The 26,453-nt window shown below is 68.3% G+C and carries 23 protein-coding genes; 14 read left to right on the plus strand and 9 right to left on the minus strand.

The annotated features are described in order from the left end of the window. The first annotated feature begins 19 nt into the window (after positions 1-19). The 4 genes from imuA (at position 20) to ACSFA7_RS03455 (ending at position 6,496) form a co-directional block, all read left to right on the plus strand. The gene (gene imuA, locus ACSFA7_RS03440; protein WP_435498081.1) at positions 20-826 is read left to right on the plus strand and encodes a translesion DNA synthesis-associated protein ImuA; all 807 of its coding nucleotides are present in this window, start codon (positions 20-22) and stop codon (positions 824-826) included. Next, complete coding sequence (locus tag ACSFA7_RS03445) at positions 795-2,153, plus strand: Y-family DNA polymerase (RefSeq protein WP_435498082.1); 1,359 nt, start codon at positions 795-797, stop codon at positions 2,151-2,153. Before imuA ends, ACSFA7_RS03445 begins: the two co-directional genes overlap by 32 nt. Continuing rightward, complete coding sequence (locus ACSFA7_RS03450; protein WP_435498083.1) at positions 2,146-5,496, plus strand: error-prone DNA polymerase; 3,351 nt, start codon at positions 2,146-2,148, stop codon at positions 5,494-5,496. The genes ACSFA7_RS03445 and ACSFA7_RS03450 overlap by 8 nt, the downstream gene beginning before the upstream one ends. Positions 5,497-5,572: 76 nt before the next feature. Beyond that, positions 5,573-6,496: a hypothetical protein gene (locus tag ACSFA7_RS03455; protein ID WP_435498084.1), complete on the plus strand. Its 924-nt coding sequence runs from the start codon at positions 5,573-5,575 to the stop codon at positions 6,494-6,496. 15 nt (positions 6,497-6,511) lie between these two features. Here ACSFA7_RS03455 and ACSFA7_RS03460 read toward each other — a convergent pair whose 3' ends face one another. The 4 genes from ACSFA7_RS03460 to ACSFA7_RS03475 all read right to left on the minus strand — a co-directional run bounded on the left by ACSFA7_RS03460 (position 6,512) and on the right by ACSFA7_RS03475 (position 9,831). After that, positions 6,512-7,525, minus strand: a complete 1,014-nt coding sequence (locus ACSFA7_RS03460; RefSeq protein WP_435498085.1) for a phosphotransferase family protein — start codon at positions 7,523-7,525, stop codon at positions 6,512-6,514. A 78-nt stretch (positions 7,526-7,603) separates the two neighbouring features. Beyond that, the gene (locus ACSFA7_RS03465; RefSeq protein WP_435498086.1) at positions 7,604-8,200 is read right to left on the minus strand and encodes a 2'-5' RNA ligase family protein; all 597 of its coding nucleotides are present in this window, start codon (positions 8,198-8,200) and stop codon (positions 7,604-7,606) included. A gap of 38 nt (positions 8,201-8,238) precedes the next feature. After that, the gene (locus ACSFA7_RS03470) at positions 8,239-8,472 is read right to left on the minus strand and encodes a hypothetical protein (RefSeq protein ID WP_435498087.1); all 234 of its coding nucleotides are present in this window, start codon (positions 8,470-8,472) and stop codon (positions 8,239-8,241) included. A gap of 78 nt (positions 8,473-8,550) precedes the next feature. Then, positions 8,551-9,831 (minus strand): SGNH/GDSL hydrolase family protein, encoded by a 1,281-nt coding sequence (locus ACSFA7_RS03475; RefSeq protein WP_435498088.1) that lies wholly within the window; start codon positions 9,829-9,831, stop codon positions 8,551-8,553. 104 nt (positions 9,832-9,935) lie between these two features. On the opposite strand from ACSFA7_RS03475, the gene ACSFA7_RS03480 reads away from it, so the two are divergent. Beyond that, the gene (locus ACSFA7_RS03480; RefSeq protein ID WP_435498089.1) at positions 9,936-10,853 is read left to right on the plus strand and encodes a LysR family transcriptional regulator; all 918 of its coding nucleotides are present in this window, start codon (positions 9,936-9,938) and stop codon (positions 10,851-10,853) included. On the opposite strand, the gene ACSFA7_RS03485 is transcribed toward ACSFA7_RS03480, so the two are convergent. Next, complete coding sequence (locus tag ACSFA7_RS03485; RefSeq protein WP_435498090.1) at positions 10,829-13,069, minus strand: DUF6351 family protein; 2,241 nt, start codon at positions 13,067-13,069, stop codon at positions 10,829-10,831. The genes ACSFA7_RS03480 and ACSFA7_RS03485 overlap by 25 nt on opposite strands. 137 nt (positions 13,070-13,206) lie before the next feature. On the opposite strand from ACSFA7_RS03485, the gene ACSFA7_RS03490 reads away from it, so the two are divergent. Further along, positions 13,207-13,905, plus strand: a complete 699-nt coding sequence (locus ACSFA7_RS03490) for a Crp/Fnr family transcriptional regulator (RefSeq protein WP_435498091.1) — start codon at positions 13,207-13,209, stop codon at positions 13,903-13,905. A 12-nt stretch (positions 13,906-13,917) separates the two neighbouring features. Here ACSFA7_RS03490 and ACSFA7_RS03495 read toward each other — a convergent pair whose 3' ends face one another. Genes ACSFA7_RS03495 through ACSFA7_RS03510 form a run of 4 tightly spaced genes read right to left on the minus strand, consistent with a single transcriptional unit; the run spans position 13,918 to position 18,287 of the window. Then, entirely contained in the window at positions 13,918-14,202 is a 285-nt protein-coding gene (locus ACSFA7_RS03495; protein WP_206178643.1) for a hypothetical protein, read from the minus strand. A gap of 37 nt (positions 14,203-14,239) precedes the next feature. Further along, positions 14,240-16,510: a xanthine dehydrogenase family protein molybdopterin-binding subunit gene (locus ACSFA7_RS03500; RefSeq protein ID WP_435498092.1), complete on the minus strand. Its 2,271-nt coding sequence runs from the start codon at positions 16,508-16,510 to the stop codon at positions 14,240-14,242. Further along, positions 16,507-16,983 carry a (2Fe-2S)-binding protein gene (locus ACSFA7_RS03505; protein WP_435498093.1) on the minus strand — a complete coding sequence of 159 codons (477 nt, stop codon included), beginning with the start codon at positions 16,981-16,983 and terminating at the stop codon, positions 16,507-16,509. The genes ACSFA7_RS03500 and ACSFA7_RS03505 overlap by 4 nt, the downstream gene beginning before the upstream one ends. Next, positions 16,980-18,287 carry a cytochrome c gene (locus ACSFA7_RS03510; RefSeq protein WP_435498094.1) on the minus strand — a complete coding sequence of 436 codons (1,308 nt, stop codon included), beginning with the start codon at positions 18,285-18,287 and terminating at the stop codon, positions 16,980-16,982. The genes ACSFA7_RS03505 and ACSFA7_RS03510 overlap by 4 nt, the downstream gene beginning before the upstream one ends. A gap of 217 nt (positions 18,288-18,504) precedes the next feature. Between ACSFA7_RS03510 and ACSFA7_RS03515 the strand changes: the two genes are divergently transcribed. The 8 genes from ACSFA7_RS03515 (at position 18,505) to ACSFA7_RS03550 (ending at position 26,444) form a co-directional block, all read left to right on the plus strand. Next, complete coding sequence (locus ACSFA7_RS03515; RefSeq protein WP_435498095.1) at positions 18,505-19,398, plus strand: LysR family transcriptional regulator; 894 nt, start codon at positions 18,505-18,507, stop codon at positions 19,396-19,398. 129 nt (positions 19,399-19,527) lie between these two features. Next, positions 19,528-20,736 (plus strand): CaiB/BaiF CoA transferase family protein, encoded by a 1,209-nt coding sequence (locus ACSFA7_RS03520; RefSeq protein ID WP_435498096.1) that lies wholly within the window; start codon positions 19,528-19,530, stop codon positions 20,734-20,736. Beyond that, positions 20,733-21,713 (plus strand): hydroxymethylglutaryl-CoA lyase, encoded by a 981-nt coding sequence (locus ACSFA7_RS03525; protein WP_435498097.1) that lies wholly within the window; start codon positions 20,733-20,735, stop codon positions 21,711-21,713. The genes ACSFA7_RS03520 and ACSFA7_RS03525 overlap by 4 nt, the downstream gene beginning before the upstream one ends. A gap of 43 nt (positions 21,714-21,756) precedes the next feature. Then, on the plus strand, positions 21,757-22,749 hold the full coding sequence (locus tag ACSFA7_RS03530; protein ID WP_435498098.1) for a Bug family tripartite tricarboxylate transporter substrate binding protein: 993 nt from the start codon (positions 21,757-21,759) through the stop codon (positions 22,747-22,749). A 48-nt stretch (positions 22,750-22,797) separates the two neighbouring features. Then, on the plus strand, positions 22,798-23,691 hold the full coding sequence (locus ACSFA7_RS03535) for a LysR family transcriptional regulator (protein WP_435498099.1): 894 nt from the start codon (positions 22,798-22,800) through the stop codon (positions 23,689-23,691). Between the two features lie 118 nt (positions 23,692-23,809). Next, a complete protein-coding gene (locus ACSFA7_RS03540) occupies positions 23,810-24,814 on the plus strand; it encodes a tripartite tricarboxylate transporter substrate binding protein (protein WP_435498100.1) in 1,005 nt (334 codons plus the stop codon). A 41-nt stretch (positions 24,815-24,855) separates the two neighbouring features. Further along, positions 24,856-25,656, plus strand: coding sequence for an SDR family NAD(P)-dependent oxidoreductase (locus ACSFA7_RS03545; RefSeq protein WP_435498101.1), 801 nt, complete (start codon positions 24,856-24,858; stop codon positions 25,654-25,656). A 5-nt stretch (positions 25,657-25,661) separates the two neighbouring features. Further along, a complete protein-coding gene (locus ACSFA7_RS03550; protein ID WP_435498102.1) occupies positions 25,662-26,444 on the plus strand; it encodes an SDR family NAD(P)-dependent oxidoreductase in 783 nt (260 codons plus the stop codon). The last annotated feature ends 9 nt before the right edge of the window (positions 26,445-26,453 follow it).

Here is a 26,453-nt window from a genome sequence, read left to right on the forward strand (position 1 = left end):
TACAGCTAAATATCCGATCATGGGCCTCCCTTTCCTCGACTCCTTTTCCGCCGCCGCGGGCCGTGGCGTCTGGCATGCCGACGAACTCGGCCTGGCCGACGCGCAGGTCGTCGCGACCGGCCACGCCGCGCTCGACGCCGAGTTGCCCGGCGGCGGCTGGCCGGTCGGCGCGATGACGGAGCTGTTGCAAAGCGCGCCTGAAGCGCATGTCTGGCGGCTGCTGTTGCCCGCGCTGGCGCAGGCGGTGGAGGCGCGCGGCGGGCCGGTCGTGCTGATTGGCGCGCCTTACGAGCCCTGCGGGCCGTCGCTCGCGGCGCAGGGGCTGCCGGTGGAGGCGTTGATGTGGGTCAAGAGCGATGCGCCGGCCGCGCGGCTCTGGGCCTGCGAGCAGGCGCTGCGCTGCGCGGACGTGGCCGCCGTGCTGGCCTGGCTGCCCCAGGCGCGGGTGGGCGAGCTACGGCGGTTGCAACTGGCGGCCGCCCAGCATGACGTGATGCTCTTCGTGTGCAGGCCCGAGTCGGCTGCGCAGGGGGCTTCGCCGGCACGGCTGCGTCTTCAGGTGGAGAGTTGCGAGGCTGATGCATCGCAGATCGAACTGCACATCCTCAAGCGCCGCGGCCCGCCGTTGGCTGCGCCAGTGATGCTGCCGGCGCGCAACGAGCGCATGACCGCATTGCTCGCCGCCGCCCGGCTGCGCCGCAAGCTGCGTCTTCAGCAACAGGGCACGGTGCCGATCGGCGACACGGCAACGTCAGCGACCGTGGTCCGCATCGATGCGTGGAAAGGAGGCCCCAATGCACTGGATCGCATTGCGGTGGTCGCTTGAAGCCAACGCGCCCGACGCTCCGCAGCTGCCCACGCCCGAAGCCCTCGGCTGGTGGGCGCTGGAATACACGCCGCACGTCGCCTGGCAAGACGAGGCGCTCATGCTCGAAGTCTCGGCCTGCGAGCGCCTGTGGGGCGGGCGGCTTCAGCTGATGCGCCAGTTGGTCGCCGCCAACCCCGCGCCCGACGTGCGCATGCTCGGCGCGCAGGGCGCCACGAGCCTGATCGCGCTCGCGCGGCTACGTCTGTTCGAGATCAACGAGCCACGGCCCAAGGATGTGCCGGCCGGCCTGCCGCTGGAAACGCTGACCGCCGCGCATCCGCACCTCGACCTGCTCGCGCGCCTGGGCTGCCGCACCTGGGGCGATGTGGCCGCGTTGCCGCGCGGCGGCCTCACGCGGCGCTTCGGCACCGAACTGCGCGCAGCGCTCGACACGGCCTGGGGCCTGCTTCCCGAAAGCCACGACTGGCTCACGCTGCCCGACGTCTTCGAGCAGAAGCTGGAGCTGCCCGCCCTCGCCGAGACCGCGCCCGAACTCATGTGGTCGGCCAACCGCCTGCTCTCGGCCCTGCAGATCTGGCTGCGCGCCCGCCAGCGCGGCGCGCGTGCGCTCGAGCTGCAGTGGACGCTCGACCTCAAGCGCTTCAACGGCGTGAACCTGCCGCCGCACCAGCAGGTCACCGTGCGTACGGCAGAGCCCACGCAGGACCTCGCGCACCTGCGTCGCCTGCTGTCGGAAAAGCTCGCCCTCACCACGCTCGCGGCGCCCGCAAGCTGGCTCCGGCTGCGCACGCTCGAAACCGATCCGTGGGCCGGCGCCAGCACCAGCTTTTTGCCCGAGGACAACCGCAAGGGCGACAAGCTGCACGAGATGGTCGAGCGCCTGAGCGTGCGGCTCGGTGCGCACCAGGTGGTGGTGCCGTGCGCCGAGGCCGATCATCGGCCCGAGCGCAAGCAGGCATGGCGGCCCGCGCTGCAGAAAGAGAAGGCCGTGCCCGACAAGGCCCGCAAGCAAGCGAAAGCCGCGGCTTCGCAGTCGCAGCAGCCCGATGCGATCTACCCGCCGTGGCTGCTGCCCGAACCCCTGCTGCTCGAGATGGACGGCGAGCGCCCGTGCTACCGCGGCCCGCTGAGCAAGCTGATCGGGCCGCAGCGCGTCGAGGCCGGCTGGTGGGGCGGCAAGGAAGACGGCGGCCAGCCGGCGATGCGCGACTACTACGTGGCCGAGAGCCCCGAGGCCGGCCTGGTCTGGATCTTTCGCGAGCGGCCTTCCGCGCGCTTTTCTTCGGGCGAGGTGCGCTGGTATCTGCAGGGGTTCTATGCCTGATCCCAGCGGCAAGCAGATGCGGGCGCTCATGCCTGCCAAGGTGCATGTGCTGCCGCAACGGCAGAAGCCGGTGCCGGGGTTGCCCGACTATGCCGAGCTGCACTGCCTGACCAACTTCAGTTTCCAGCGCGGCGCCTCGATGCCCGAGGACATGGTGGAACGGGCCTATCACCTGGGCTACTCGGCGCTGGCGATCACCGATGAATGCTCGGTGGCGGGCATCGTGCGTGCATACGTCGCATTGCGCGACCTGCCTGCGAAGCTCGAGGAGTACGAACGCGAGTACCCCAACGAGCCGCCGATCCCGCGCAACCCCGGTTTCCGGCTGCTGTTCGGCAGCGAGTTCCGCTTCGAACGCTTCAAGCTCGTGGTGATCGCGAACGACACCGAGGGCTGGGGCAATCTCTGCGAGTTCATCACCGCCGCGCGCAACACCGAGTTGCCCAAGGGGGAGTACCGCGTGAGCTGGGAGGGCAGCGACGTGGCCTCGCTGCAGCGCTGCCAGGTGCTCTTCGTGCCGCAGCGCAACCCGGGCGGCGCGATGGATGTCGCCACGCTGCATGAAGACCTGCTGGCCGCCAAGGCGCTTTACGCAGGCAACCTCTGGCTGGCGGTGGAAATGCTCAACGAACTCGACGACGACCTGTGGTTCGTCACGTTGATGCAGGCGAGCGAGCAGACGGGCGTGTCGCTGGTGGCGGCCGGCGATGTGCACATGCATGTGCACGCCTGCAAGCCGCTGCACGACGTGTTGACGGCGGTGCGCGAAGGCAAGACCGTGGCCGAGTGCGGCTTTGCGCTGCAGTCGAATGCGGAGCGGCATCTGCGGCAGCGGGTTCGACTGGCGGAGCTTTATCTGCCCGGGATGCTGGCAAACACGCTGGTGGTGGCGGGGCGGTGCAGGTTCGATCCGGCGGTGATCCGGGAGAACTACAAGTACCCGCTGGAAACCGTGGGCAGCAGCGAGACGCCCTTGCAGACGCTGGTGCGCAAGACCTGGGAGGGAGCGGCAGTGCGCTACCCGAATGGCATTACCGACAAGGTGCGCGAGCAGGTAGAGAAAGAGCTCGTGCTGATTGCCGAGCTCAAGTACGAGATGTTTTTTCTCACGGTGGAGGACATCGTGCGTTTCGCGCGTTCGCGGCACATCCTCTGCCAGGGGCGCGGCTCTTCGGCCAACTCAGCGGTGTGCTACTGCCTCGGCATCACTGCCGTCAACCCCGACAAGGGCACCTTGCTGTTCGAGCGCTTTCTGAGCCGCCATCGCAATGAGCCGCCGGACATCGATGTCGATTTCGAACATCAACGTCGCGAAGACGTCATCCAGTACATCTACGAAAAGTACGGCCGCGAACGCGCTGCCATCGCTGCTGTCGTCATCTGCTATCGCTCGCGCAGTGCACTGCGCGACGTGGGCAAGGCGCTCGATATCGATGAACGCCTGATCGACGAGTTCGCCAAGGACCACTACTGGTTCGACGACACCGTGCTCGGCGAGCAGCTGTTCCAGGCGGCCGCACGCGTCGGCGTGAAGGAGGACGAACTCAAGCTCGTGCAATGGATCGAGATGACGCAGCGGCTCAAGGGCTTTCCGCGCCATTTGAGCCAGCACGTCGGCGGCTTCGTCCTGACGCACACCAAGCTCACGCGGCTGGTGCCGGTCGAGAAGGCGTCGATGAAAGACCGCTCGGTCATCCAATGGGAAAAAGACGACCTCGAAGCCATGGGCATGCTCAAGGTCGACGTGCTCGCGCTCGGCATGCTCAGCGCCATCCGCCGCGGGCTCGATCACATGAACCGCTGGCGGGGCTCGATGGTCGAGATGCATCACATCCCCAACGACGACCAGCAGGTGTTCGACATGATCTGCGACGCCGACACCATCGGCGTGTTCCAGATCGAGAGCCGGGCGCAGATGTCGATGCTGCCTCGATTGAAACCGAAGACTTATGAGGACCTGGTGATTGAGGTCGCGATCGTGCGGCCGGGGCCCATTCAGGGGGGCATGGTCCATCCATATCTCAAGCAGCGTGAGCGGGTGGCCAAGGGATTGGCGATCACTTACGAAAAGGAAGAACTTCGGCCTGCCTTGGAACGCACGCTGGGCATCCCGATCTTCCAGGAGCAGGTGATGCAGATCGCCATGATCGCGGCCGACTTCTCTGCTGACGAAGCGGATCAACTGCGCCGTGCCATGGCGGCGTGGAAGCGCAAGGGTGGACTCGAAAAATTCCACAAGAAGCTCGTCGATGGCATGACAGCTCACGGATACAAAGCCGAGTTCGCCGAAGCCATCTTCAAACAGATCCTCGGCTTCGGCGACTACGGCTTCCCCGAAAGCCACGCCGCGAGTTTCGCGCTGCTGGTCACCATCAGCAGCTGGCTCAAGAACTACGAACCCGCCTGCTTCCTCGCCGCATTGCTCGACTCCCAACCCATGGGCTTCTACAGCCCCTCGCAACTCGTGCAGGACGCGCGCCGCCATGGCGTCGAGGTGCGCCCGGTCGACGTCACCTGCAGCGACATCGACACCACGCTCGAACCCCGCGCCCCCGATGCGCCGCGCATGCCGCCAGGCACCGACGCGCGCTACGCCGAGCGCCTGGGCAACGAGAACCAGCCCGCGGTGCGGCTCGGCCTGAACCGCATTGCCAGCCTCAGCAAGGAAGGCGCCAAGCGCTTGCTCGAAGCCCGCGCCCAGGCCCCTTTCACCAGCACCGAAGACCTCGCCCTGCGCGCCGAACTCGACGGCAAGGACATGGCCGCGCTCGCCGCGGCCGATGCGCTGATGTCGCTCTCGGGCCATCGCCGCCAGCAGGTGTGGGACGCTACCGCGCAGCATCGCTCGCCGGCCCTGCTCAAGGGCGTGCCGATCAACGAGCAGGTGCTGCTGCTGCCCGCGGCGTCCGAGGGCGAGGAGATCGTCGGCGACTACGCGGCGATGCGCCTCACGCTGCGCCGCCATCCGCTCGCACTGCTGCGCCCGCGTCTGGCGCGCATGAAGTTGATGAGCGCGGAGGAACTGCGCGCGCAGCCCACCGGCCGCACCGTGCGCGCCTGCGGCATCGTCAAAGGACGCCAGCGGCCCGGAACGGCCAACGGCACGATCTTCGTCACGCTGGAGGACGAGACCGGCAACGTCAACGTGATCGTCTGGAACCATGTCATCGACGCGTGGCGTGAGCCCTTGCTGAAGTCGCACCTGCTCGCGGTGCAGGGCACATGGCAGCGCGACGACGACAGCGGCGGCAAGGTGCAGCACCTGATCGCCACCGGCTTCAAGGACCTGACGCCGCTCATGGGCCGGCTCGCGCAGAGCAACACCAGCCGGGATTTCCATTGAACGGGCGATGGCGATGGATGCAACCGATCGTTCCACGCCTCGCGCGCCCCACGACTTTTCGCTAACCTGTTCCCCCATGTCCGCACTCGCACTTGCCATCGACCCCGTCGTCGCCACGCCGATCGGTCCACCGCCACCGGCACCGGATGTGCCCAACCCCGTGGTGCCGCCACCACCGCCGCCGCCCGAAGGCGATCCGCCGCCGGTCGTGCCGCCCATCACCGACCCTGGTACGACGCCGCCCGTGGTGGAGCCGCCGATGCAGGTGGCGGCAGCGACCGCCACGGTGCCTTTCGGCAAGCTGCATGCGAGGCGCCTGCGCGAGATCTACCGCTCGGCCGGCTGGCCATGCTGCGACGCCATCGAGGTCGAGCTGCTGGCCGGTGGATTCCTCGAACGCGTGCGCACATCGCACGGCCACGAGACCCTGCGCGTGACCGATGCCGGCATTGCCCGCATCGCGACCACGCTCACCATCAACCGCGCGGCGCTGACGCCGCATGAGGCGCTGGTCGAACGCGTGGCACGCGAGATGACGCGCGGCGGCCGCATCGCATGGCGCGGCCTCGGCCTGCGCGCGCGCCTGCCGCCGCTGGAAGAGGGCGGCAAGCCGCGCTGGTGCATGGCGCGGCCCGATGTGTTCTCGATCCGCAATACCAGCGTCGAGGCTTATGCGCACCCAATCGTCCACGAGGTGAAGGTGAGCCGCGCCGACCTGCTGGGCGACCTGCGCAAGCCCGACAAGCGCGCGGCTTATCTCGACCTGGGCGGTGAGTGCTGGTACGTGCTGGGCAACGATGCGCGCGGCCGCTGCATCGCCACGCCCGAGGAGATTCCCGCGGAGTGCGGCGTGCTGGTGCTCGAAGGCGAGCGCCTCGTGGTGGCGCGCGCCGCGGTGCATCGCCCGATCGAGCGCATTCCTTTCGCGGTCTGGCTGGCGCTGGCGAAGGCGCAGCCGATTGCGGGGTTCGACGAGGATGTGCAGGACATGCTGATCTAGCGGATCAGCAGCGGATCAGGTGACGGCTTCGTAGCTCCGGTGCGCGATGGCGACGACGTCGCCGGGCTGGAACTGACTCGCCATCTGGCGCATGGCTTCTTCGCGGTCTTCGGTGCTTGCGGAGGCATCGAAGACCTGGTCGCTGATCTCGAGGATGTCGCGGACGATGCGCTCGTGGCGGTAGTAGGCGAGCGCGACCGCATCGATTTCCGCGGCGCCGTAGCCTTGGTAGAAGCTGGCTTCTTCCTGCGGCTGGTTCCAGACGTGGCCGACACCGCCGCCGATGAACATCAGGTCGCGCTCCTTCGGCGCGAGGATGAGCGTGTCCCAGTCGACGATGGCCAGTTGGTCTTCATCGCCGAGAAGCACGTTGCCTGCGTGGATGTCGGCGTGGCACACGACCTGTGGCAATGCCTTCTCCAGCAGGATCGACGCGAGCTGCTCGCTGCGATAGACGATGGTGTCGATCTCCTCGTCGTGTTGCGCCCAGAAGGCGTGGAACCGCTGGACGATGGCGTCGCCCACGAAGCCATTGATGAAGCGGCGCTGGTAGCGCCTGACGCCTTCGCGCCAGCGGTGCGCGTAGGTTTCCTTGGGGATGCCTGCGAGCAGGGCGGGAGGCAGCTCGGTGCGATGAATGGCGCCCAGTGCCGCGCCGAGGGCGGCCCATTGCGCGGCCGTCAAGGCGCGTTCGAATCCGTTCTGGCCTTCGAAGAAGGGGTAGAGCATCCAGTCGAACCCGTGGCGTTGCACGCTGAGCTGATGGTCCGTTGTCGGCAGCGGCGCCATCACTGCGCCGATGCCTTCGTCATGGTGGAGAAAGGCAGGCACGGCAACGGCCGTCTTGTCGAAATCGCCGCTGCGCAGCTTCAGGAAGTACGCCGTGCCGTTGTTCGCCTGCACGTGGAAGACCGCTGAATGAATGTCTGCGCCCAGCGGAAGGAATTCAGTGCGTGTCGCCTGGAGGCCGTAGGTTTCGGCGAGACACTTTTGAATGGCGTCTTGGGCGATATCGGGTGGTGTCAGCATGCAGGGGTGATGGCGTTCGTTCGATGGGCGCCGAAAATTGTCTCACCCGATAAGGCCACGAAAGCTGACTGACCCATGTCAGACGTCGTCTTCTTCGTCGGCCTCGTAGGTGCCCAGCACGTGGTGCTCGACCGGATGAGAAGTGAACGAGCGCACGAGCAGGAATTTCCTCACGCGCCATGGGATCGGCGGCAGGCTCATCGGATAGGCCGCGCCTTCGGTTCGTCGGGCGATGGTGATGTGCGGCGTGAACGTCGGCGTTTCCGTGACGATGCCCGCCTTCCGGACAGCACGGCCGATGTCGGCATGCAGGGTGCGCAAGGCGCCGTGCTCGGCCGGCTGCAGCACCGCGATGTCGTTGCGCCATGTGCGTGAGCTGTCCAGCACGAGGTTCATGGGCTGCACCCGAACCTGGGCGAGCGCTTCGAGCAGCCGCTTTTCGACAGCCTTCGGCTGGTCGCCGAAACAGTGGAGCGTCAGGTGCAGTCGCGGGCTGCGGGGAAAGTAGTGGCCCTTGGGCCAGATCCAGTCCTTGCGGTGCGTTTCAATGGCCGCTTGCACGTCGGGCTCTGGAAACAGCGCGATGAGAAGGTGCCGTTGCCGCTCGAAAGAGGGGGAATCCCAGTCAGGTTCGGGGTCGTTCGGAAAAACATCGCCACGGTTGAAGTCGTCCATTGCAGTTCTCCTGGAGAAAGAAGGATGAACAGGCGGGTTCAGGTTTCCGACGGCCACCAATGCTCGGCCGTCGTCCGGATGACGCGCGCCGCCTGAACGCGGACGTCATCGCTCTCGTTGCTATCGCCGTGGCCGTGTTCCCGAACCACGCGGAAGGGCCAGGTCGAGATGCGGCCTGCACGTTGCCGCGGCTGCATCGGGTGCCGCCGGACGGGTGAAGAAGAGAAAAAAAGAACCTGCGCCGAGGGCGCAGGCGGATTGGCGGTGGTCATGGAGTCGCCTCGAATGTTGCTCTTGGAGACGATCTATTCTAGAGAAAACACTGTATCTATGTACAGTATATTTGCAGCCTATCGAGGGTCGCCGAGCAGGGCGTCGAGGTCGATCGCGGCCGCCATCGCCTTGTAGCCGGCGTCGCCCGGATGCAGGTGGTCGCCCGAGTCCATCGCCCCCTTCAAACGGATCGGCCGGGCCGGATCACGCAGCAGTGCATCGAAGTCGACCACCGCATCGAACGCGCCGCTTTCTCGAATCCAGCGGTTCACGGCTTGGCGCACCTTGTCCTTCTCGGGCGAGTGGTGGCCTTCGAGCGCCGTGCCTTCCAGCCCGCGCTCGTTGGGCGTGATCGTGCCGGCCAAGATGCGCACGTTGTGGGCGCGGGCCATCGCGATCAGCTGGCGGAAGCCCTGGATCAGTTCTTCCGCGCGCATCGCCGGCTCCTGCGGCGCGAAGGGGCCGCCGGGCCAGCCGATGTCGTTGGTGCCCAGCAGCACGATCACGGCGCGCACGCCCGGCTGCGTGAACACATCGCGCCCGGCGCGCTCGAGGCCGGCGCGGCCCATGCCGTCCTTCATCAGGCGGCCGCCGGAGATGCCGGCGTTCAGCACGCCGACGCCGCGCGGGGCCAGGCGCTCGGCCAGCGCATCGGGCCAACGGGTGTTGGCGCCGGGCGTGGAGCCGTTGCCATCGGTGATCGAGTCACCCAATGCGACGACGGTGGCCGGCGGCGTGGGTGTTTCGACCACGAGGCCGCTGACGTAGACGCGCGTGCTCCATTGCGATGCGGCCGGCGGCATCTTGGCAACGCCGGTCAGGTCACCGCTGGCGACATACGCCGTCTCGCGCGCGTCGAAATGAAAACCCGCGGGCTGGCTGGGCTTCGGCAAATAGAGCGATACGGCAACCTCGCTGAACGCGGGCAGCGGCAAGTCGACCGGATCGCTCACCAGCCGAGCACCCGGCGGCACGGTCACCTCGGCCTGCCCGCCGAAGCGCACGGCGCGGTCGGTGCCTTCGACGATGGCCGAACCTTCGCCATGCCGCGCCACGCGGGCCGCGCCGATGTAGAGCGGCGCCGTGCCGCCTTCGTTGCTGATCACCACGCGCAGCTTCGCGCCGCCGATGCTCAGGCGCGCCACCTGGCGAATGGTCTGCCGGTTGAACTGGAAGGGCAGGCCGCTCGGCAGCACGAAGTCGCCGCCCCAGATGGGCTGGGTGCTGGCCATCCAGCTGGGGCTCCAGTACGTGGGTGCGGGCGGTGTGGTCTGCGCTGCCGATACGGCGGTGATGCCCGCGAGAGTCAGCGCCGCGGCACCGTGCTTGAGGATCGATCCGAAGGTGGATGCATGCATGTTCGTGTCCTTGAAAGTGAAGCGAGGCCTCGACTTTCTTCCATGCGCGTTCGGATGGGTAGGTGGCAAAATTGCATCCAACACATTCCCGAATCGAATACACCATGGAAACCCTGCGCGCACTCTCGGCCTTCGTGCACAGCGTCGAACTCGGGAGCCTCTCGGGCGCGGCCCGCGCGCTCGACACCACGCAGCCCACCATCAGCAAGCTGGTCGCGGGCCTGGAGCGCTCGCTCGGCGTTCGCCTGCTGCGCCGCGCGGCCACCGGCCTGAGCCTCACGGAAGAAGGGCAGCGCTTCCACGAGCGCGCCCGCCGCGTGCTGGAGGACTACGGCGATGCCGTTGCCGATGCGCGCGAGCAGGTGCAGCAGCCGCAAGGCCTGCTGCGCGTGAGTGCGCCGGTCACGATGGGGCAGCGGTACCTCAATGCGATGGCAGTGGAGTTCCTGCGGCTCTATCCGGACATCGAACTCGAGCTGGTGCTGGATGACCGCTTCGTCGATCCGCGCGAGGAGCGTATCGACGTCTCGCTGCGCGTGGGCGGTTTGCTACCACCGGACCTCGTTGCGAAGCACCTCGGTTCGTGGCCGCGTGTGCTCGTCGCATCACCGGCCTATCTGGCCGCGCATGGCAAGCCTCGCAATCCGAAGGACCTGCTCTCGCACGACTACATCCGCTATGCCGCGGGCGACGACGGCGTCCTGCTGCAGGGCCCGGAAGGCGCGGTGACCGTGCCGGTACGCAGCCGCTACCGGGTCAACAACGCGGTCGCCATGCTCGACAGCGTGCTCGGTGGTGCCGGCATTTCGCTGCAACCCACGTGGATGGTGGCCGACCATCTGGCCGATGGCAGCCTGGTGCGCGTGCTCGCGCGACACACGGGGCCGGCGCAGGAAGTGCACCTGCTCTACGCCCCGCGCCGCCACCAGCCGCTGCGCGTGCGCGTGCTGGTGGACTTCCTGGCAGAGCGCGTGGAGCAGCTGCCAGGGGCAAGCCGTCAGTTGAGCGGCAAGCGCAGGTAGGTGCCGCGCAGCGGCTCCTGGCCCGCGCCGGGCTTGCTCCAGTCGCACACGCCGCTCGGGAAGATCGTCTGCAGGCGCGCGAGGTCGGCGCCGGCGATCGTCACCGCGTAGTCGGCAGCGTTGACCGGCTTGAGCTGGCACTTGAGTACGTCGTTCACCAGCGGCGAGCCGGCCACGATGCGCGGCGTGCTGAAGCGCGGATAGATCACGTTGCACTTCGCGGCCGGATCCTGCGATGCGATTTCGTCGATGCGCTTGTTGCTCTTGTCCCAGCAGGCATCGTTGGCGCCGGCGGGCTTGTTGCGCACCACCTTGTCGATCGAGGCCGCGGCGCTGTCGGCCGCCATGTTGTCGAGCCACTTGTTCATCAGGTCGATCGAATCGGCCACGTAGCTCAGGATCGAGGTCGACGAGCCCAGCGTCCAGATGATCTGGTTGTCGCTGCGGCCGTTGGCGCGCTGCAGCCGCGCGCGGATGATCAGGTCCTGCAGCGTGTCGTGGATGTCACCGGTCGCATCGGCATTGCCGCGCTGCGTGATGATCGGGATGTTCGCGAGGCCCGGGCCCGAGAAGCTGTTCTTGAAGCCGCCCCCGTAGGTGGCCTCGAGCGCGCCGGCATCGGCCTGCGAGCGTGCCGCCTGCACGTTGCCGTCGCGGTCGTAGCCGCCGACCTTGTCGTTGAGGTCGAGGAATTCCTTCACCGTGATCGTGCCCTTGTTGAGCGCGGCCAGTCCGTACTGCACGCCGATGTTGTCGATCGGGCGGCGCGCTTCCTGCGTGCCGGCCCGCTTGCCCAGCAGGTTGACGTTGGTCTGGAAGAGGTCGCAGCGCACGCCGTTCGGATTGGTCGCGCGGTTGAACACGTTGGCCGCGTTGCCCGGTTCGAGGAAGCCGCAGCCGCTTGCGTTGTCGGACTTGATGATGCTGGCAAACGCCCCGTCCCAGGCCGCGCAGGTTCCCTGGTTGAAGCCATTGACCGCGACCTGCTTGGCCGGCGTCCAGATGGCCAGGTCGGGCGCGTAGACATTGTTGAGCAGCCGGCACTCCATCACCTCGGGCATCAGTGTCTCGGGGAATGAGACGATCGGCTGGATGCCGTCGAGCAGCCCCGGGTAGAGCTGCGCGATCAGGTACTGCTGGATCGCGCCGCCCGAGCCGCCGATGCCCGCGGTCCACTTCGGCACCTCGCCGAATTCCTCGGTCACGTGCTCCTTGATCATCATCAGCGTCTCGCCTTGCAGGTGCGGGTTGGCGTGCTGGTTGTTCCACAGTTCGGTCGAGTTGACGAAGGCGAATCCGCGCGACAGGTAGATGTCGGCGATCGGGTCGAGGATCGATTCGATCGGATGCACGCCCTGGTTGTATTGCGCCGAGCCGCAGCAGTCGAAGTAGGGCACCAGCTTCCTGTTCCAGCCCTTGCCGGGCTTCCAGGTGGCGGGCGAATCCTTCGCCGGGTTGTCGAGCACCGCGAGCCGGTACACGCCGCGGTTGATGGTGCCCGACTCCACGCGCACGATGTAGGGCACGGTGAAGCCGTCGTTGGTGGTGGTCTCGGCGAGGTCGGCCGGCCGCGTGCCCGTTGGGTCGACCAGTGGCTTGAAGCTGCCGGTCTTGGCGCGGTAGTACCAGACCACCTGCGTGGTGGCCGAACAGTTGGCGTCGAGCGCCACGCCCAAGCCGTTCTGCACCGTGCGGCATTCGTACGGCGAGATGTGCGGGCCCGAGAGGATCGGCCCGGTGATCGGGTAGTTGACCAGCTTCGCCTCGGTGCGCTGCGCCGCAACATCGGCGTTGCTCACCACCAGCGTGTTCACGCTGCCGGTGGTGCTGGCCGGGTCTGTCGTGAGGCCTGTGACGAGGCCGCGCAGCACGCGGGTCGTGCTGTTGAAGACCGGCACCTGCGAGGTCACGTCCTTGCCGTTGAGGCTCACGCGCACCTTGTCGAGCGCAACGCCGGCGGGCGCGGTCACTTCGAGCAGCGTGTCGCCGCCGCTGATCATGTCGGGCGCGGATGACAGCGTCTTGACCTGGAACGCAGCCGGCGCGGCAGGCGGCGGGTTGGCTCCGGGAAAGAACGGAAACACCGGGCCGCTGTCGGACCCGCCGCCGCAGCCTGCGACGAGCAGCGCGCCGGCCATCGCGATGCCTGCGACGGCGACCTGGGCACGGGGCCACGGAAAAACCCGCTTGTGCGGGCGGCGAGGTATGGCGAGCATGGGTGTCTCCTGCTGTTGTGTAGGTGTTAGGGAAGATTAAGGATGGACGTTCCAGGCTGCGGTCGTCGCGACGACATATGAGGCGCGAATCGCTAGAGGTAATCCCTGATCCGCCGGGGGGCTCGCCGGCGCCGGCGATGGAAGACATGGTGCGGCGCTCGCGGTGGGCAGCAGGCCTGTCGGCCGCCGACGTCGAGCATGTGCTCGGCAGCATGCAGGAGCGGCAGTTCGCACGCGGCGCCTGCATCGCGCGGGCCGGGCAACTGGTCGAGCACTGGGCGGGGCTGATCGATGGCTTCGCCAAGATGTCGGTGGCCTCCGAAGACGGGCGGGTGTCCACGCTCACCGGCGTCTCGGCCGGCGTGTGGTACGGGGAAGGCTCGCTCTTCAAGCACGAGGCGCGCCGCTACGACGTGTTCGCGCTGCGGCCCACGCGCGTGGCGCTGATGCCGCGCCGCACCTTCGAATGGCTGCGCGGCACCAGCGTGCCGTTCAACCACTACCTGCAGGACCTGCTGAATGCGCGGCTGAGCCTCTTCATCGGCGCGCTGGAGCGCGAGCGGCTGCTCGACATCGACGCGCGCGTCGCGAATTGCCTTGCGAGTCTTTTCAACCCCGACCTGTACCCGGACGCCCCACGCTTCCTGGAGGTGGGGCAGGTCGAAATCGGGTTGCTGGCGAACGTGTCGCGGCAGCGGGTGAACGTGGCGTTGCAGCGCCTGCAGGCGCTGCAACTCATCCGGCTGGAAAAGCGCGGGCTGACGGTGCTCGACCTGGGCGGGCTGGTCAACTACAAGTCCATCGACACGGGCGTGCCGCCCGTGCGCTCCGCCTGAGGCGGCTCAAGCTCACTCCACGCGCACTTCGAAATACGCCTCGTCGGCCTCGCCGAGTGCGCGGAAGCCCGCCGTCTTCGCCGCCTCGTAGGCCTTGGCCCAGCTCGCGGCCAGCGCGATCTCGTCCTTGGTGAGTTCGTCGGCGCTGGATTCACTGGCGTTCTCGAACGCCTTCAGGGCTTGCACCACGTTGTCGCCCAGCAGCTTGTCGAGTTCGCGGCGGAAGCGCGTCTCGGCGGTGGCGATGACGTCGGGCGGTGCGTCGGGGAAGTCGATCAGTTTCACGGTGTAGCTCATGGGCGGCGATGCTACGTGATGCGCGTGACTGTGCGTCTCAGCCCGTGCGGTATTCCTTGAGCCGGCCCTCCGCCGCCAGCGGCAGCGTGCGCAGGCGCCGTCCGGTGGCATCGGCGATCGCGTTGGCCATCGCGGCCGGCGCCGGTCCCTGCGAGGCTTCGCCGGTGCCGAGGAAGGGCGCGCCGGGCCGGTCGATGAGGTGCACCTCGACCTTTCGCGGCACTTCGGAGAAACGCATGATCGGGTAGCCGCTCCAGTCGTGGCTGCGGATGCGCTGGGTGTCGTACTGCACCTCTTCGAACAGCGCCCAGCTCGTCGATTGCAGGATGCCGCCCTCGACCTGGTTGCGCACGCCGTCGGGGTTGACCACCTGTCCGCAATCGATGGCCGCCACTGCGCGCTCGATGCGCACCGCGCCGGTCTCCGGAACGATTGAGATCTCGACCGCGAGCGCGAGATAACTCATGAGGTTCTTGTACTGCGCGAACGAGAAGCCCACGCCGCGATGGGGCACGCGCTTTCGCTTCGCATCCCAGCCGAAGCGCTGCGCGGCCAGGTTGACCACGTCGCGCGCGCGCGGATCGTCCAGGTGCTTGAGCCGGAACGCGACCGGGTCGGCGCCCGCCGCCGCCGCCAGCTCGTCCATGAAGCTCTCGATGGTGAAGACGTTCATGAATGCGCCAAGGCCCCGCATGGCAGAGACGCGCACCGGCATGTCGGGCAGGAAGTGGTGCTGCACCTCGTAGTTCGCAAAGTTGTACAGCGGCAGGCTGTTGCGGTCGCCGCCGCCCTCGGGCATGGGAATCGGCTTGGGCGGCGCGGGAACGAAAGCCTTGGCGAGGTACTGGGCGGAGATGAAGCGGCCCGCGTTGTCCAGGCGCTGGTTGTGCGAGTTGCTCCAGATCTCGTACTGCCAGTCGACCACGCGGCCCTCGGCATCGAGCGAAGCCTTCACGTCGGTGACCATCGCGGGGCCGAAGGGCTCCCAGGTGAATTCGTCCTCGCGCATCCACTGCACGCGCACCGGCTTGCCGGGCAGGGCGCGCGCGATGAGCGCGGCCTCGGCGCCCGCATCGTCGGCGGCGTTGTGGCCGTAGCAGCCCGAGCCTTCGACGTGGATGCAGCGGATGTCCTCGGGCTTCATCGACAGCAGCTCGGCCAGCGCGGCGCGCATCGGGAACACGCCCTGCGAATGGGTCCAGACGCTGAGCTTGGCGCCTTGCGCATCGAACTGCGCCACCGCGCACGAAGGGCCGATCGATGCGTGCGCGAGATAGGGCTTGGTGAAGCGGGCGTGGAGCGTCTTCGCGGCGGGCGCCGCGGTGCCGTGCCGGTCGCCGACGTGGATCTCGCGGGCCGGCAGCTTCATCAACGTGTCGGCGATGGTGGCGGGTGTGGGCAACGGCGCGGCCTGCGGCTGCCAGCGCGCGGCGCCGGTCAATGCGCGCATCGCCTGGATGGCCTGCCACTCATCCTCTGCGACCACGGCGACGAAGCTGCCGTCGCGCACGATCTTCAGCACGCCCGGCATCCTCTCGACGGCGGCGCTGTCCAGTGCCGTGAGCGTTGCGCCATATGACGGCGGGCGCACGACGCGCGCATGCACCATGCCCGGCAGGCGCATGTCCTGCACATAGCTCGCGCCGCCCGTGAGCTTGCCGGGAATGTCGACGCGGCGCAGCGACTGGCCGATGACGCGGTGCTTCGCAGGCTCGACCAGTTCGGAGCGCGGCTCGGCGCGGCGGTGCAGGTCGAGACCGCTGACGGCATCGCCGTAGCTCAGCGAGCGCCCGTCGGCCGTTGAAATCTTGCCGTCGCGTGCCGTGAGCTGATCGGCGGCCACGCCGAGCTTCGCGGCCGCCGTGCCCAGCAGCAGCGTGCGCACCTGCGCGGCCGCATGCAGGATCGCCGTGCCGCTGTCGGCCGTCGAATGGCTGCCGGCGGTGTAGCCCTCGTTGGGCGTGGCGCCGGTGTCGGCGGTGACGAGGCGGATGGCTGGCGGCAGTACACCGAGCTGTTCCGCGGCGATCTGGATGAACGCGGTGCGGATGCCCGTGCCCAGCTCGGCCTTGCCGGTGAAGACGGTGATCGCGCCTTTCTCGTCGATGCGAATCCACGCATCGAGCATCGGCGAACTCCCGAGGTCACCGGGGAGCTTGGCCGCGCCGCCGTCGACCGCGACCGGCGCCGCCGCCTCGGTGGCCTGCTGTGCCAAAGCGGAGGCGGCCGGCCAGAGCGCGAAGCTCACCGTCAGCGAGCCGGCCGCGATGAAGTGGCGACGCGACGGATCGCGAAGTTCCGAACTCATGCGGCCGCTCCCTTGCCCGCCATCGTCCGCGAGGCCTGCACGATCGCCGCGACGATGCGCATGTGCGTGCCGCATCGGCAGAGGTTGGGTTGCATGTGACGGCGGATTTCTTCTTCATCGGCACCGGGCCGCTCGTCGAGCAGCGCCTGCGCGCGCATCACCATGCCGGCGATGCAGTAGCCGCACTGCGCGGCCTGCTGGTCCATGAAGGCCTTCTGGATCGGCGCGGGTTTCTCGGCGCTGCCCAGGCCCTCGATGGTGCGCACCGCGCGTTTGCCGACGGCCGACACCGGCATGAGGCACGAGAACACCGGGCGCTTGTCGACGATGACGGTGCAGGCGCCGCATTGGCCCAGGCCGCAGCCGTACTTCGCGCCGTTGAGCTTCAGGTGGTTGCGCAGCGCATAGAGCAGCGGCATCGACGGGTCGATGTCCAGCGCGTGGTCGGTGCCGTTGACGGTCAGGGTGATCATTTCGGCGATGCCTCGTTGCGGATGTGGGCGACGTCCTTTTCCAGGTCGGGCCAGGCGGGCCGCTGCGTGGAACTGGCGCGCACGTAGGTCAGGACTTCGGCGATCTGCGCATCACTCAGCACGTCGGCGAAGGGCGGCATGAAATGCGCTGGCGTAGAGCCGTTCCACGGATTGCCGCCGAGCACCGTGCGGATCGCGTTGCGCGCGCTGTCGGCATTGATGGCTGTGCTCGCGGCGAGCGAGGGCCGCCCGCCGATCGTGCCCATCGGTGCCGTGGCGGCGTGGCAGCCGGCGCAGGCACCGGCGAACAATGCGGCACCGCTGTCGACGCGCTGGCCTGCGGTTGCGATGGTTGTTGCGGGTGTGGGTGTCGATGCGGACGCAGATGACGCCGTCGCCTTGGTGTCGAGCGCAAGGATGTAAGTCGCGATCGCGCGCACATCGGCCTCGGGCACATCGGCCATGTGCTCCGTCACCGGACGCATCGGGCCGGAGGCCGCGCCATGCTCGCTCGCGAGACCGGTGCGCAGGTAGGCCACGAGCTGCTCGCGCGTCCACGGCTTCGGCGATTTCGATGCCAGCGCATTGAGCGGCGGTGCCTCCCAGCCATCGATCAGGTTGCCCGCGAAGGCCTGGCCGCTCTTCTCGGCGCCGAGCATGTTCATCGGCGTGTGGCAGGACGCGCAGTGCCCCGCGCCTTCGACGAGGTACTGGCCGCGCAGCCATTCGGCCGACTGCGGCGTGGCCGGGGCATCAGGCGTGGGCAGCGGCCCGCGCTGAAGGAACAGCAGGTTCCATCCCGCCACCAGCGGCCTGAAGCCGAGCGGGAACACGAGTTCGTTCTCCGGCGGCTTGGACTCGGCGGGCGTGCGCGCCATGAGGTACGCGTAGAGCGCGCCGACGTCTTCCTCTGTCATCCGCGTGAAGTGCGCGTAGGGAAAGGCGGGGTACAGCAGGTGCCCGTCGCGCGAGACGCCCGAGCGCATCGCGCGCTCGAAGGCCGCGAGCGACCAGGTGCCGATGCCGGTGGCCGTGTCGGGCGTGATGTTGGTGCTGTAGATGGTGCCGAAGGGCGTTTTCAGCGGCAGGCCGCCGGCATAGGGCTTGCCGTTGGCGCTCGTGTGGCAGACCATGCAGTCGCCTTGCGCCGCGATGCGCGCGCCTTGTGCGAGCAGCGCCTGGTTGTCACTCGGTACGGGGCGATCGGGCAGGGCGTCGATGGACGGTTGCCATGCATAGGCGCCTGCGCCAACAGCCGCGGCCGCAATGACGGCCAGCGTCGCCATCCATAACCTGAGTTTCATGCGTGGTCTCGTTGCGCCTCGCGGCGTTGGGGCGCGATCTTACGGATCGCCATCCGGCGTGTTTTCGCCTGCTGCAATAACCAGGCAGCGTGCTCGGTCGCTCATTCCTGCCTAACAAATGCAAGGGGGAAAGGGAAAGCGTCGAGCGGTCGACTGGGCTTCGGCGCGCACAATGGCGATCCGCTTTTCACTTCGCATCCAAGCACTGCACAGAGCCGTGAACCTGCACCGCCTCGACCTCGTTTCGCTCTCGCTCTTCAACCTCGTGGTGCGCACCGGCAGCATCAGCAAAGGCGCCGAACTTGCGCACCTGGCGGTGGGCGCGGCCAGCAAGCGCATCTCCGATCTGGAGGCGGCAGTGGGCACCGAACTCTTCGAGCGGCATTCGCGCGGCGTCACGCTCACCGTGGCGGGAGACGCGCTGCACCGGCATGCGCAGCGCATCCTCAGCGACGTCGACCAGCTCGCGGCCGACCTGTCCGACTACGCCTCGGGCGTGGTGGGCGTGGTGCGCCTGTGGGTCAACACCTCGGCCGTGACGCAGTTCCTGCCGCGCGAGCTCGCGAGCTTCGTGGCGGGCAACTCCGGCATCCGCATCGAGCTCGAAGAACAGAACAGCAGCGAGATCGTGCTGGCCGTGCTCGAAGGCCGCGCCGACGTCGGCATCTTTGCCGACCGCACGCCCACGCTGGGCCTGGACATCGTGAACTACCGCGAAGACCGCCTGGTGCTGGTGGTGCCGCGCGGCCACCCGCTCGCGCGCCGCAAGAGCGTGCGTTTCGAAGAGGCCTGCGATTTCGACTTCGTGACCCTCTCGGGCGCCACCTCGCTCGCGCAGCGCCTGCAGGCCGCCAGCGAAACGCTCGGGCGGCGCCTGAAGCTGCGCATCCAGGTGCGCAGCTTCGATGCCATGTGCCAGATGGTCGCCGCGGGCATGGGCGTGGCGGTGCTGCCGCGGGAGGCAATCCAGCCGCACCTGCGCTCGATGAACCTGCGCGAGATCACGCTCGAGGACGACTGGACGCACCGGCGCCTGGTGATCGGCCTGCGCGACGCGGGCGCGGTTCCGCGGCACGTGCGAACCCTCATCGACCACCTCTGCGCGGGTTAACCCCTTCCAGCTTTCGCGATCCGCGAAAGCTGGGTGCGTGCCTTTGTCGTTCCCTCCGCAAGGCCCGCTGCCCAGAATCCGGGCATCGGATGCAGCACACCGCCTGCATCTCCCGGAGACAACAAACACATGGCTTCCACGCTTCCAACCCCCAGCGCCTTGCAAGGCGTGCGCGTCATCGAAATGGGCCAGCTCATCGCCGGCCCCTTCGCCGGCAAGACGCTCGGCGAATTCGGCGCCGACGTCGTCAAGATCGAGCCGCCCGGCAGCGGCGACCCGCTGCGCAACTGGCGGCTGATCCAGGAGGGCACTTCGGTCTGGTGGCAGGTGCAGTCGCGCAACAAGCGCTCCATCGCGCTGGACCTGCGCAGCACCGAAGGCCAGGACATCGCGCGCAAGCTCATCGCCGAGGCCGACGTGCTGATCGAGAACTTCCGCCCCGGCACGCTCGAAGGCTGGGGCATGGGCTACGACGTGCTCTCGGCGCTGAACCCCGGGCTTGTGATGCTGCGCATCTCCGGCTATGGGCAGACCGGACCCTACCGCGACCTGCCGGGCTTCGGCGCCATCGGCGAGGCGATGGGCGGGCTGCGCCACCTCACCGGCGAACCGGGCCAGGTGCCGGTGCGCTGCGGCATCTCCATCGGCGACACGCTGGCCGCGCTGCACGGCACCATCGGCGTGCTCACGGCGCTCTATCACCGCAAGGTCAACGGCGGCAAGGGGCAGGTGATCGACGTCGCGCTCAACGAGGCGGTGTTCAACGTCATGGAGAGCCTAGTGCCCGAGTACAGCGCGTTCGGCGCGGTGCGCGAACCTGCGGGCAGCGCGCTGCCCGGCATCGCGCCGTCGAACGCCTACCGCTGCAGCGACGGCTTCGTGCTGATCGCGGGCAACGGCGACAGCATCTTCAAGCGGCTGATGCAAACCATCGGGCGCGACGATCTCGGCGCCGATGCGGCGCTCGCCGACAACGCGGGCCGCGTGGCGCGCGTGGAAGAACTCGACCGGGCCATCGAGGCCTGGACGCTGGTGCGCTCCGTGGCCGAGGTGCTCGACGTCCTCGGCGCGGCCCGCGTGCCCGCCGGCAAGGTCTACACCGCCAGGGACATCTGCGAAGACCCGCACTACCGCGCACGCGACATGCTGCTTTCGCAACGCACGCGCGACGGTCACGACATCGAGGTGCCTGGCGTTGTGCCCAAGCTCATGGGCACGCCGGGCACGGTGCGCTCTTCGGCGCCGGGCCTGGGCGACGACACGGATTCGGTCTTGGACGAACTCGGCTTCACCGTCGAAGACATCGCCGCCTTGCGTGGCAGAAAGGTGGTCGCATGAACACGGTGTGGAACGGCGCCTCGCAGCGCATCAAGATGTTTGAGGTCGGCACGCGCGACGGCCTGCAGGCCGAAGCGGCTTTCGTGCCGACGGAGGACAAGATCGAACTGGTCAACGCGCTCTCGCGTGCGGGCATGGCGAAGATCGAGGTCACGGCATTTGTTTCGCCAAAGGCGATTCCCGCGTTGTCCGATGCAGAGATCGTGCTGCGCGAGATCGAGCGCGTGTCCGGCGTCGTCTACAGCGCGCTGGTGCCCAACGTGCGCGGCGCCGAGCGCGCGATCGATGCGCAAGCCAACGAGATGAACCTCGTGATGTCGGCCAGCGAAAGCCACAACCTCGCTAACCTGCGCATGACGCGCGAGCAGTCACTGCGCGGCCTCGCCGAAGTGGCGGCGCTGGCGCGGCAGGCCGGCGTGGCGGTCAATGTGTCGCTCTCGTGCAGCTTCGGCTGCCCGATCGAAGGAGACCTCGCCGAGAGCGACGTGTTCGCATGGTGCGGGCGCTTCATCGACGAGATCGGCGCGACCGGCATCACGCTGTGCGACACCACGGGCATGGCCTATCCGGGGCAGGTTGCGCGCATGGTGCGCGAATTCATCGCGCGCTGGCCCGCCACCGACCTGACCCTGCATTTCCACAACACGCGCGGCATGGGTCTCGCGAACGTGCTGGCGTCCATCGACGCAGGCGGACGCTGCTTCGACGCCTCCATCGGCGGCATCGGCGGCTGCCCCTATGCGCCGGGCGCGTCGGGCAACGTGTGCAGCGAGGACATCGCGCATGCGCTGGAACTCATGGGCTACGACACCGGCATTGACGTGCAGGCGCTGACGGCGGCCGCGCGGCGCCTGCCGGCGCTCATCGGGCACGACACGCCGAGCCAGATCGCGAAGGCCGGACGTCGGCTCGACCTGCATCCGGCGCCGGCCGATTTCGAGGCCACGCGCGCGCGGGCCCTTGCACGCGATCACTGATTCCCCATCGACTTCAACTTCACAGAAACCAGGAGACAAAGACATGAAACGGCTTTCGAACCCATCGTCCGTGTCACGCCGCAGCCTCTGCGCGCTGACCGCCTTCGCGGCATTGTTCGGCACCAGCGCCTTCGCGCAGACCTACCCCACGCGGCCCATCACGATGGTCGTGGGGGCAGCGGCCGGCGGCACGACCGACATCGCGGGGCGCATGCTTGCCGATCCGCTCGGCAAGGCGCTGGGCCAGTCGGTCATCGTGGACAACAAGTCGGGCGCCAGCGGCGTGATCGCCGCGGTGCAGGTCAAGCGTGCCGAGCCCGACGGCCAGACGCTGCTGATGCAGTACTCGGGCTATCACGTCATCTCCCCGCACGTCGTGAAGCAGAAGCAATGGGCGCCCGAAGACCTGCGCGCGGTGGCCAACGTGCTGAGCGCGCCGCAGGTGGTGGTGGTGCGCGCGGACGTGCCGGTCAAGACCATGGCCGAGCTGATCGCTTATGCCAAGGCGCACCCGGGCAAGCTCACCTTCGCATCGTCGGGCCCCGGCTCGCTGCAGCATGTGACCGGCGCCATGCTCGAGCAGCAGGCCGGCATCCGCATCACGCACATTCCCTACAAGGGCACGGGCCCGGCGCTGCAGGACCTGCTCGGCGGCCAGGTCGACATGACCTTCGGCACGCCGCCGCCCTTCATGCCGTTCATCCAGTCGGGCAAGCTGCGCGCCATCGCGGTGACCGGCAAGACGCGCGTGGCGTCGCTGCCGGGTGTGCCGACGGCCGCGGAGGTGGGCCTGCCGAACCTCGATGCGACCTCGTGGTTCGCGGTGTTCGCGCCGGCGAAGACGCCGCAGCCCGTGATCGACCGGCTCAACGCGGAGATCTCGAAGATCGTGGCGACGCCGGCTTTCCAGCAGAAGGCGGCCGAGCTCGGCGCGACGGCCGACTACATGAACGCCAAGCAACTCGACGATTTCAGCAAGGCCGAGTTCGTGCGCTGGGGCAAGGTGGTGGAGGCCGCGAAGATCGAGGCGGAGTGAATCGAAGCCGTCGGGCGCCGTAGCCGCCCGATGGCAGAAAATCGGCCGATGGACATCGCCTCACTCGAAATCCTCGTGGCCGCCATCGAGGAGAAAAGCCTTTCGCGGGCGGCCGATCGGGTGCATGTCGTCACCTCCGCCGCGAGCAAGCGCATCACCGAACTCGAACGCCAGCTGGGCACTCGGCTCCTGCGCCGCCACGGCAGGGGCGTGGAGGCCACGCCGGCGGGCGCGATGCTCTACCAGCAGGCCAAGGCGATCCTGCGCACGCTCGCGCAGGTGCAGACATCGCTCGGCGCGTATTCGGCCAGCGGCGTGCCCAAGATCCGGCTGGTCGCCAATTCGTCGGCGGTGCAGCAGTTCCTGCCTTCGGAGATCAGCAGCTTCTCGCGCAAGGCGCCGGGCTCGCGGGTCGACCTGATGGAGGCCTTCAGCTATGACGTGCCGCGCATCGTGGCCGACGGCGAGGCGGACATCGGCGTCTATCACGCGGCGCATCCGGCGGCGGGCGTGGTGTCGATGCCCTACCGCACCGACCGCGTCGGGCTGGTCGTGCCGGTCGGCCACGCGCTTTCCCGGCGGGAAACGCTGCGGCTCGAAGATGCGCTCGACTACGACTTCCTCGGCTACTTTCCGCGCCACAGCGTGGAGGAGTTCATGCAGCTGATCGCGCCCGCGCTGCCGCGTCCGCTGCGGGTGCGCGCGCAGGTGTCCAACCCCGAGGCCCGCTGCGAGCTGGTGCGGGAAGGCCTGGGCCTGGCGATCGTGCCGGTGGGCATCGCGCGCAACTACGAGGCGCGCATGGGGCTGGTCGTGTTGCCGCTCGAAGACGACTGGGCGCACCGGCAGTTGTGGGTCTGCGTCGGCGACCGGGCGGCGCTGTCGCCTGCGGCCCAGGAATTTCTCGCGCACTTGGTGTCCGGCGAGGGCCGCGGCGCCTAGGCGCCGGAAAAGGAGCTTTGCCGAATCGTCAAAGCAGGGCGCGCCTGCGTTCCTAGACTTCCTGTTCGCCGCGACGCCTTTCATGAAGGGCATTGCCAGACAGAACAAGGAGACGATTTTGAAATTCCCCAGCCTGCAGCGCCGCGCCGTGCTGCGCATGGCAACAGCCGGCACGGCCTTCGCCGGTGCACCGGCCCTCTTCATCGGCACGGCCGCCCGCGCCGCCGATGCCTTTCCGTCGCGGCCGCTGCGCGTCGTGATTCCCTTCACCGCCGGCGGCGGCACCGACGTCGTCGGCCGCGTGCTCGGCCAGGCACTCGCGGTCGAGTTGGGCCAGCCGGTCATCATCGACAACCGGGCCGGCGCCGGCACCGTGATCGGTTCTGACATCGTCTCCAAGGCGCCCGCCGACGGCTACACGCTGCTGCTGACCACCTCGGCGCTCGCGATCAACGCCTCGCTGGTGAAGAGCCTGCCCTACGACACCGAGAAGGGCTTCACCGAAGTGGGCCTCATCTGCCACGGGCCCAACGTGCTGGTCACGCGACCCAACAGCCCCTACAAGACGATTGCCGATGTCATCAAGGCCGCCAAGGCCAGTCCGGCCAAGCTGAACTACGGCTCCTCGGGCAACGGTTCGGCCGTGCACCTGGCCGGCGAGCTGTTCAAGAACATGGCGCAGGTCGACATCACGCACGTGCCTTACCGCGGCGCGGGCCCGGCCTACACGGACCTGCTCGGCGGGCAGATCGACATGGTCTTCGCCACCGCGGGCGGCGTCGCCAAGTTCGTCGAGAGCGGAAAGATGCGCGCCGTCGCGGTGACTTCGCCGCAGCGCTCGTCGGCCTACAAGAACGTGCCGGCCATCGCGGAGACGATCCCCGGCTACAGCGCCGAGGTCTGGTACGCGATCTTCGCGCCGGGCGGCACGCCGCCGGCCGTGCTCGAGCGCCTGAACGCGGCACTGCGCAAGGCCGCCGAGGCCCCGGCGTACCGCGAACGGCTCGCGGGCGAGGGACTGACCGTGGCGGTCAACTCGCCACCGGAGATGACGAAGTTCATGCGCGCGGAAGAGGCGCGCTGGCGCAAGGTCGTCACCGACGGCCACATCACGATCGATTGAGCTCGACAACGAATCACACACACAGGAACAACGGAACCGACATGGGCACAGGAAGACTGGAAGGCAAGATCGCCATCATCGTGGGCGCGGGACAGCAGCCGGGCGACACGGTGGGCAACGGCCGCGCGACAGCCGAGCGCTTTGCGCAGGAGGGCGCGACGCTGCTCCTGGTGGACATCAACGAGGAATGGGCCGCAAGCACCCGCGATGCGGTTGTCGCACTCGGCGGCAGCGCCTCGGTGCTGCGCGCGGATATCACGCGGGAGGCGGACTGCGCCGCGATCGCCGCCGCTTGCATCGAACGCCATGGCCGCATCGACATCCTGCACAACAACGTGGGCCGCTCCAAGGGCGACCGCAAGACGGTCGAGATGGACGCCGACACGTGGGACAGCATCATGGCGATGAACCTCAAGGGCATGTTCATGACCTGCAAGCACGTGCTGCCGCACATGATCGAGCGGCAGTCCGGCTGCATCGTCAACATCTCCTCGACCTCGTCGCTGGCGGCGCGGCCGAGCATCACCTACAAGACCAGCAAGGGCGCGGTCAACACGCTGACGCAGCACATCGCGATGGAGAACGCGCGCCACGGCGTTCGCGCCAACGTGATCCTGCCGGGCCTGATCGACACGCCCATGGCCATCGAGCGCCGTGCGCAGGAGCGCGGCGTGTCGCGCGACGTGATCCGCGCCGAGCGCGAGGCGCTGGTGCCGATGGGGCGCATGGGCACGGCGTGGGACGTGGCCAATGCGGCGCTGTTCCTCGCGTCCGACGAGGCGCGCTACATCACGGGCGTGATCCTGCCGGTCGACGGCGGGCTGCTCGAGAAGCGGGGCTGAACGCGGTGGATCTCGGACTTGCCGGGCGCCACGTGCTCGTGACCGGCGCCAGCCGCGGCATCGGCTTTGCGTGCGTGCAGGCCTTTCTGGCCGAAGGCGCGCGGGTGACGATGCTGTCGCGCGACGACGCTGCCTTGCGCACGGCTGCGCAGTCGTTGAATGCAGAAGGCCGCGTCGCCTGGCATGCCGCCGACCTGCGCGACCCCGCATCGGCGCTCGCCGCGCTCGATGCGATCGAAGCTGCGTCGGGCTCGCTCGACGTGCTGGTCAACTGCGCCGGCGCCGCCAGGCGCAGGCCGCCCGACGAACTCGATGCCGCGGCCTGGAGCGACGCGATGCAGGCCAAGTTCTTCAGCTACATCCACGTCATGTCGCCGGCCGTGCAGCGCATGGCCGCGCGCGGTACGGGCAGCGTGGTCAACATCGTCGGCGCGGGCGGCAAGGTCGCCAACCCGACGCACCTGGCGGGCGGTGCTGCGAACGCCGCGCTGCTGCTCGCGAGCGCCGGCATGGCGGCTGCGTATGCGCGGCAGGGCGTGCGCATCAATGCGCTCAATCCGGGCCAGGTGGCCACGGAGCGGCTGCGCCAGCGGCAGGAAGCCGAAGCCCGGCTCGCCGCGCTCGAAGGCCGGCCCGCGCCGGCCGCACCGGGCGCCACGCTCCCCATCGGCCGGCCCGCCGAGCCGCGCGAGATCGCCGACATGGTGGTCTTTCTCGCCTCGGACCGCGCAAGCTACGTAACTGGCGCCACCATCGCCATGGATGGCGCAGCGACGCCCGTGATCTGAGCGCAGACT

Origin of the sequence: Variovorax trehalosi (assembly GCF_051216415.1) — a bacterium.
Taxonomy (GTDB): domain Bacteria; phylum Pseudomonadota; class Gammaproteobacteria; order Burkholderiales; family Burkholderiaceae_C; genus Variovorax.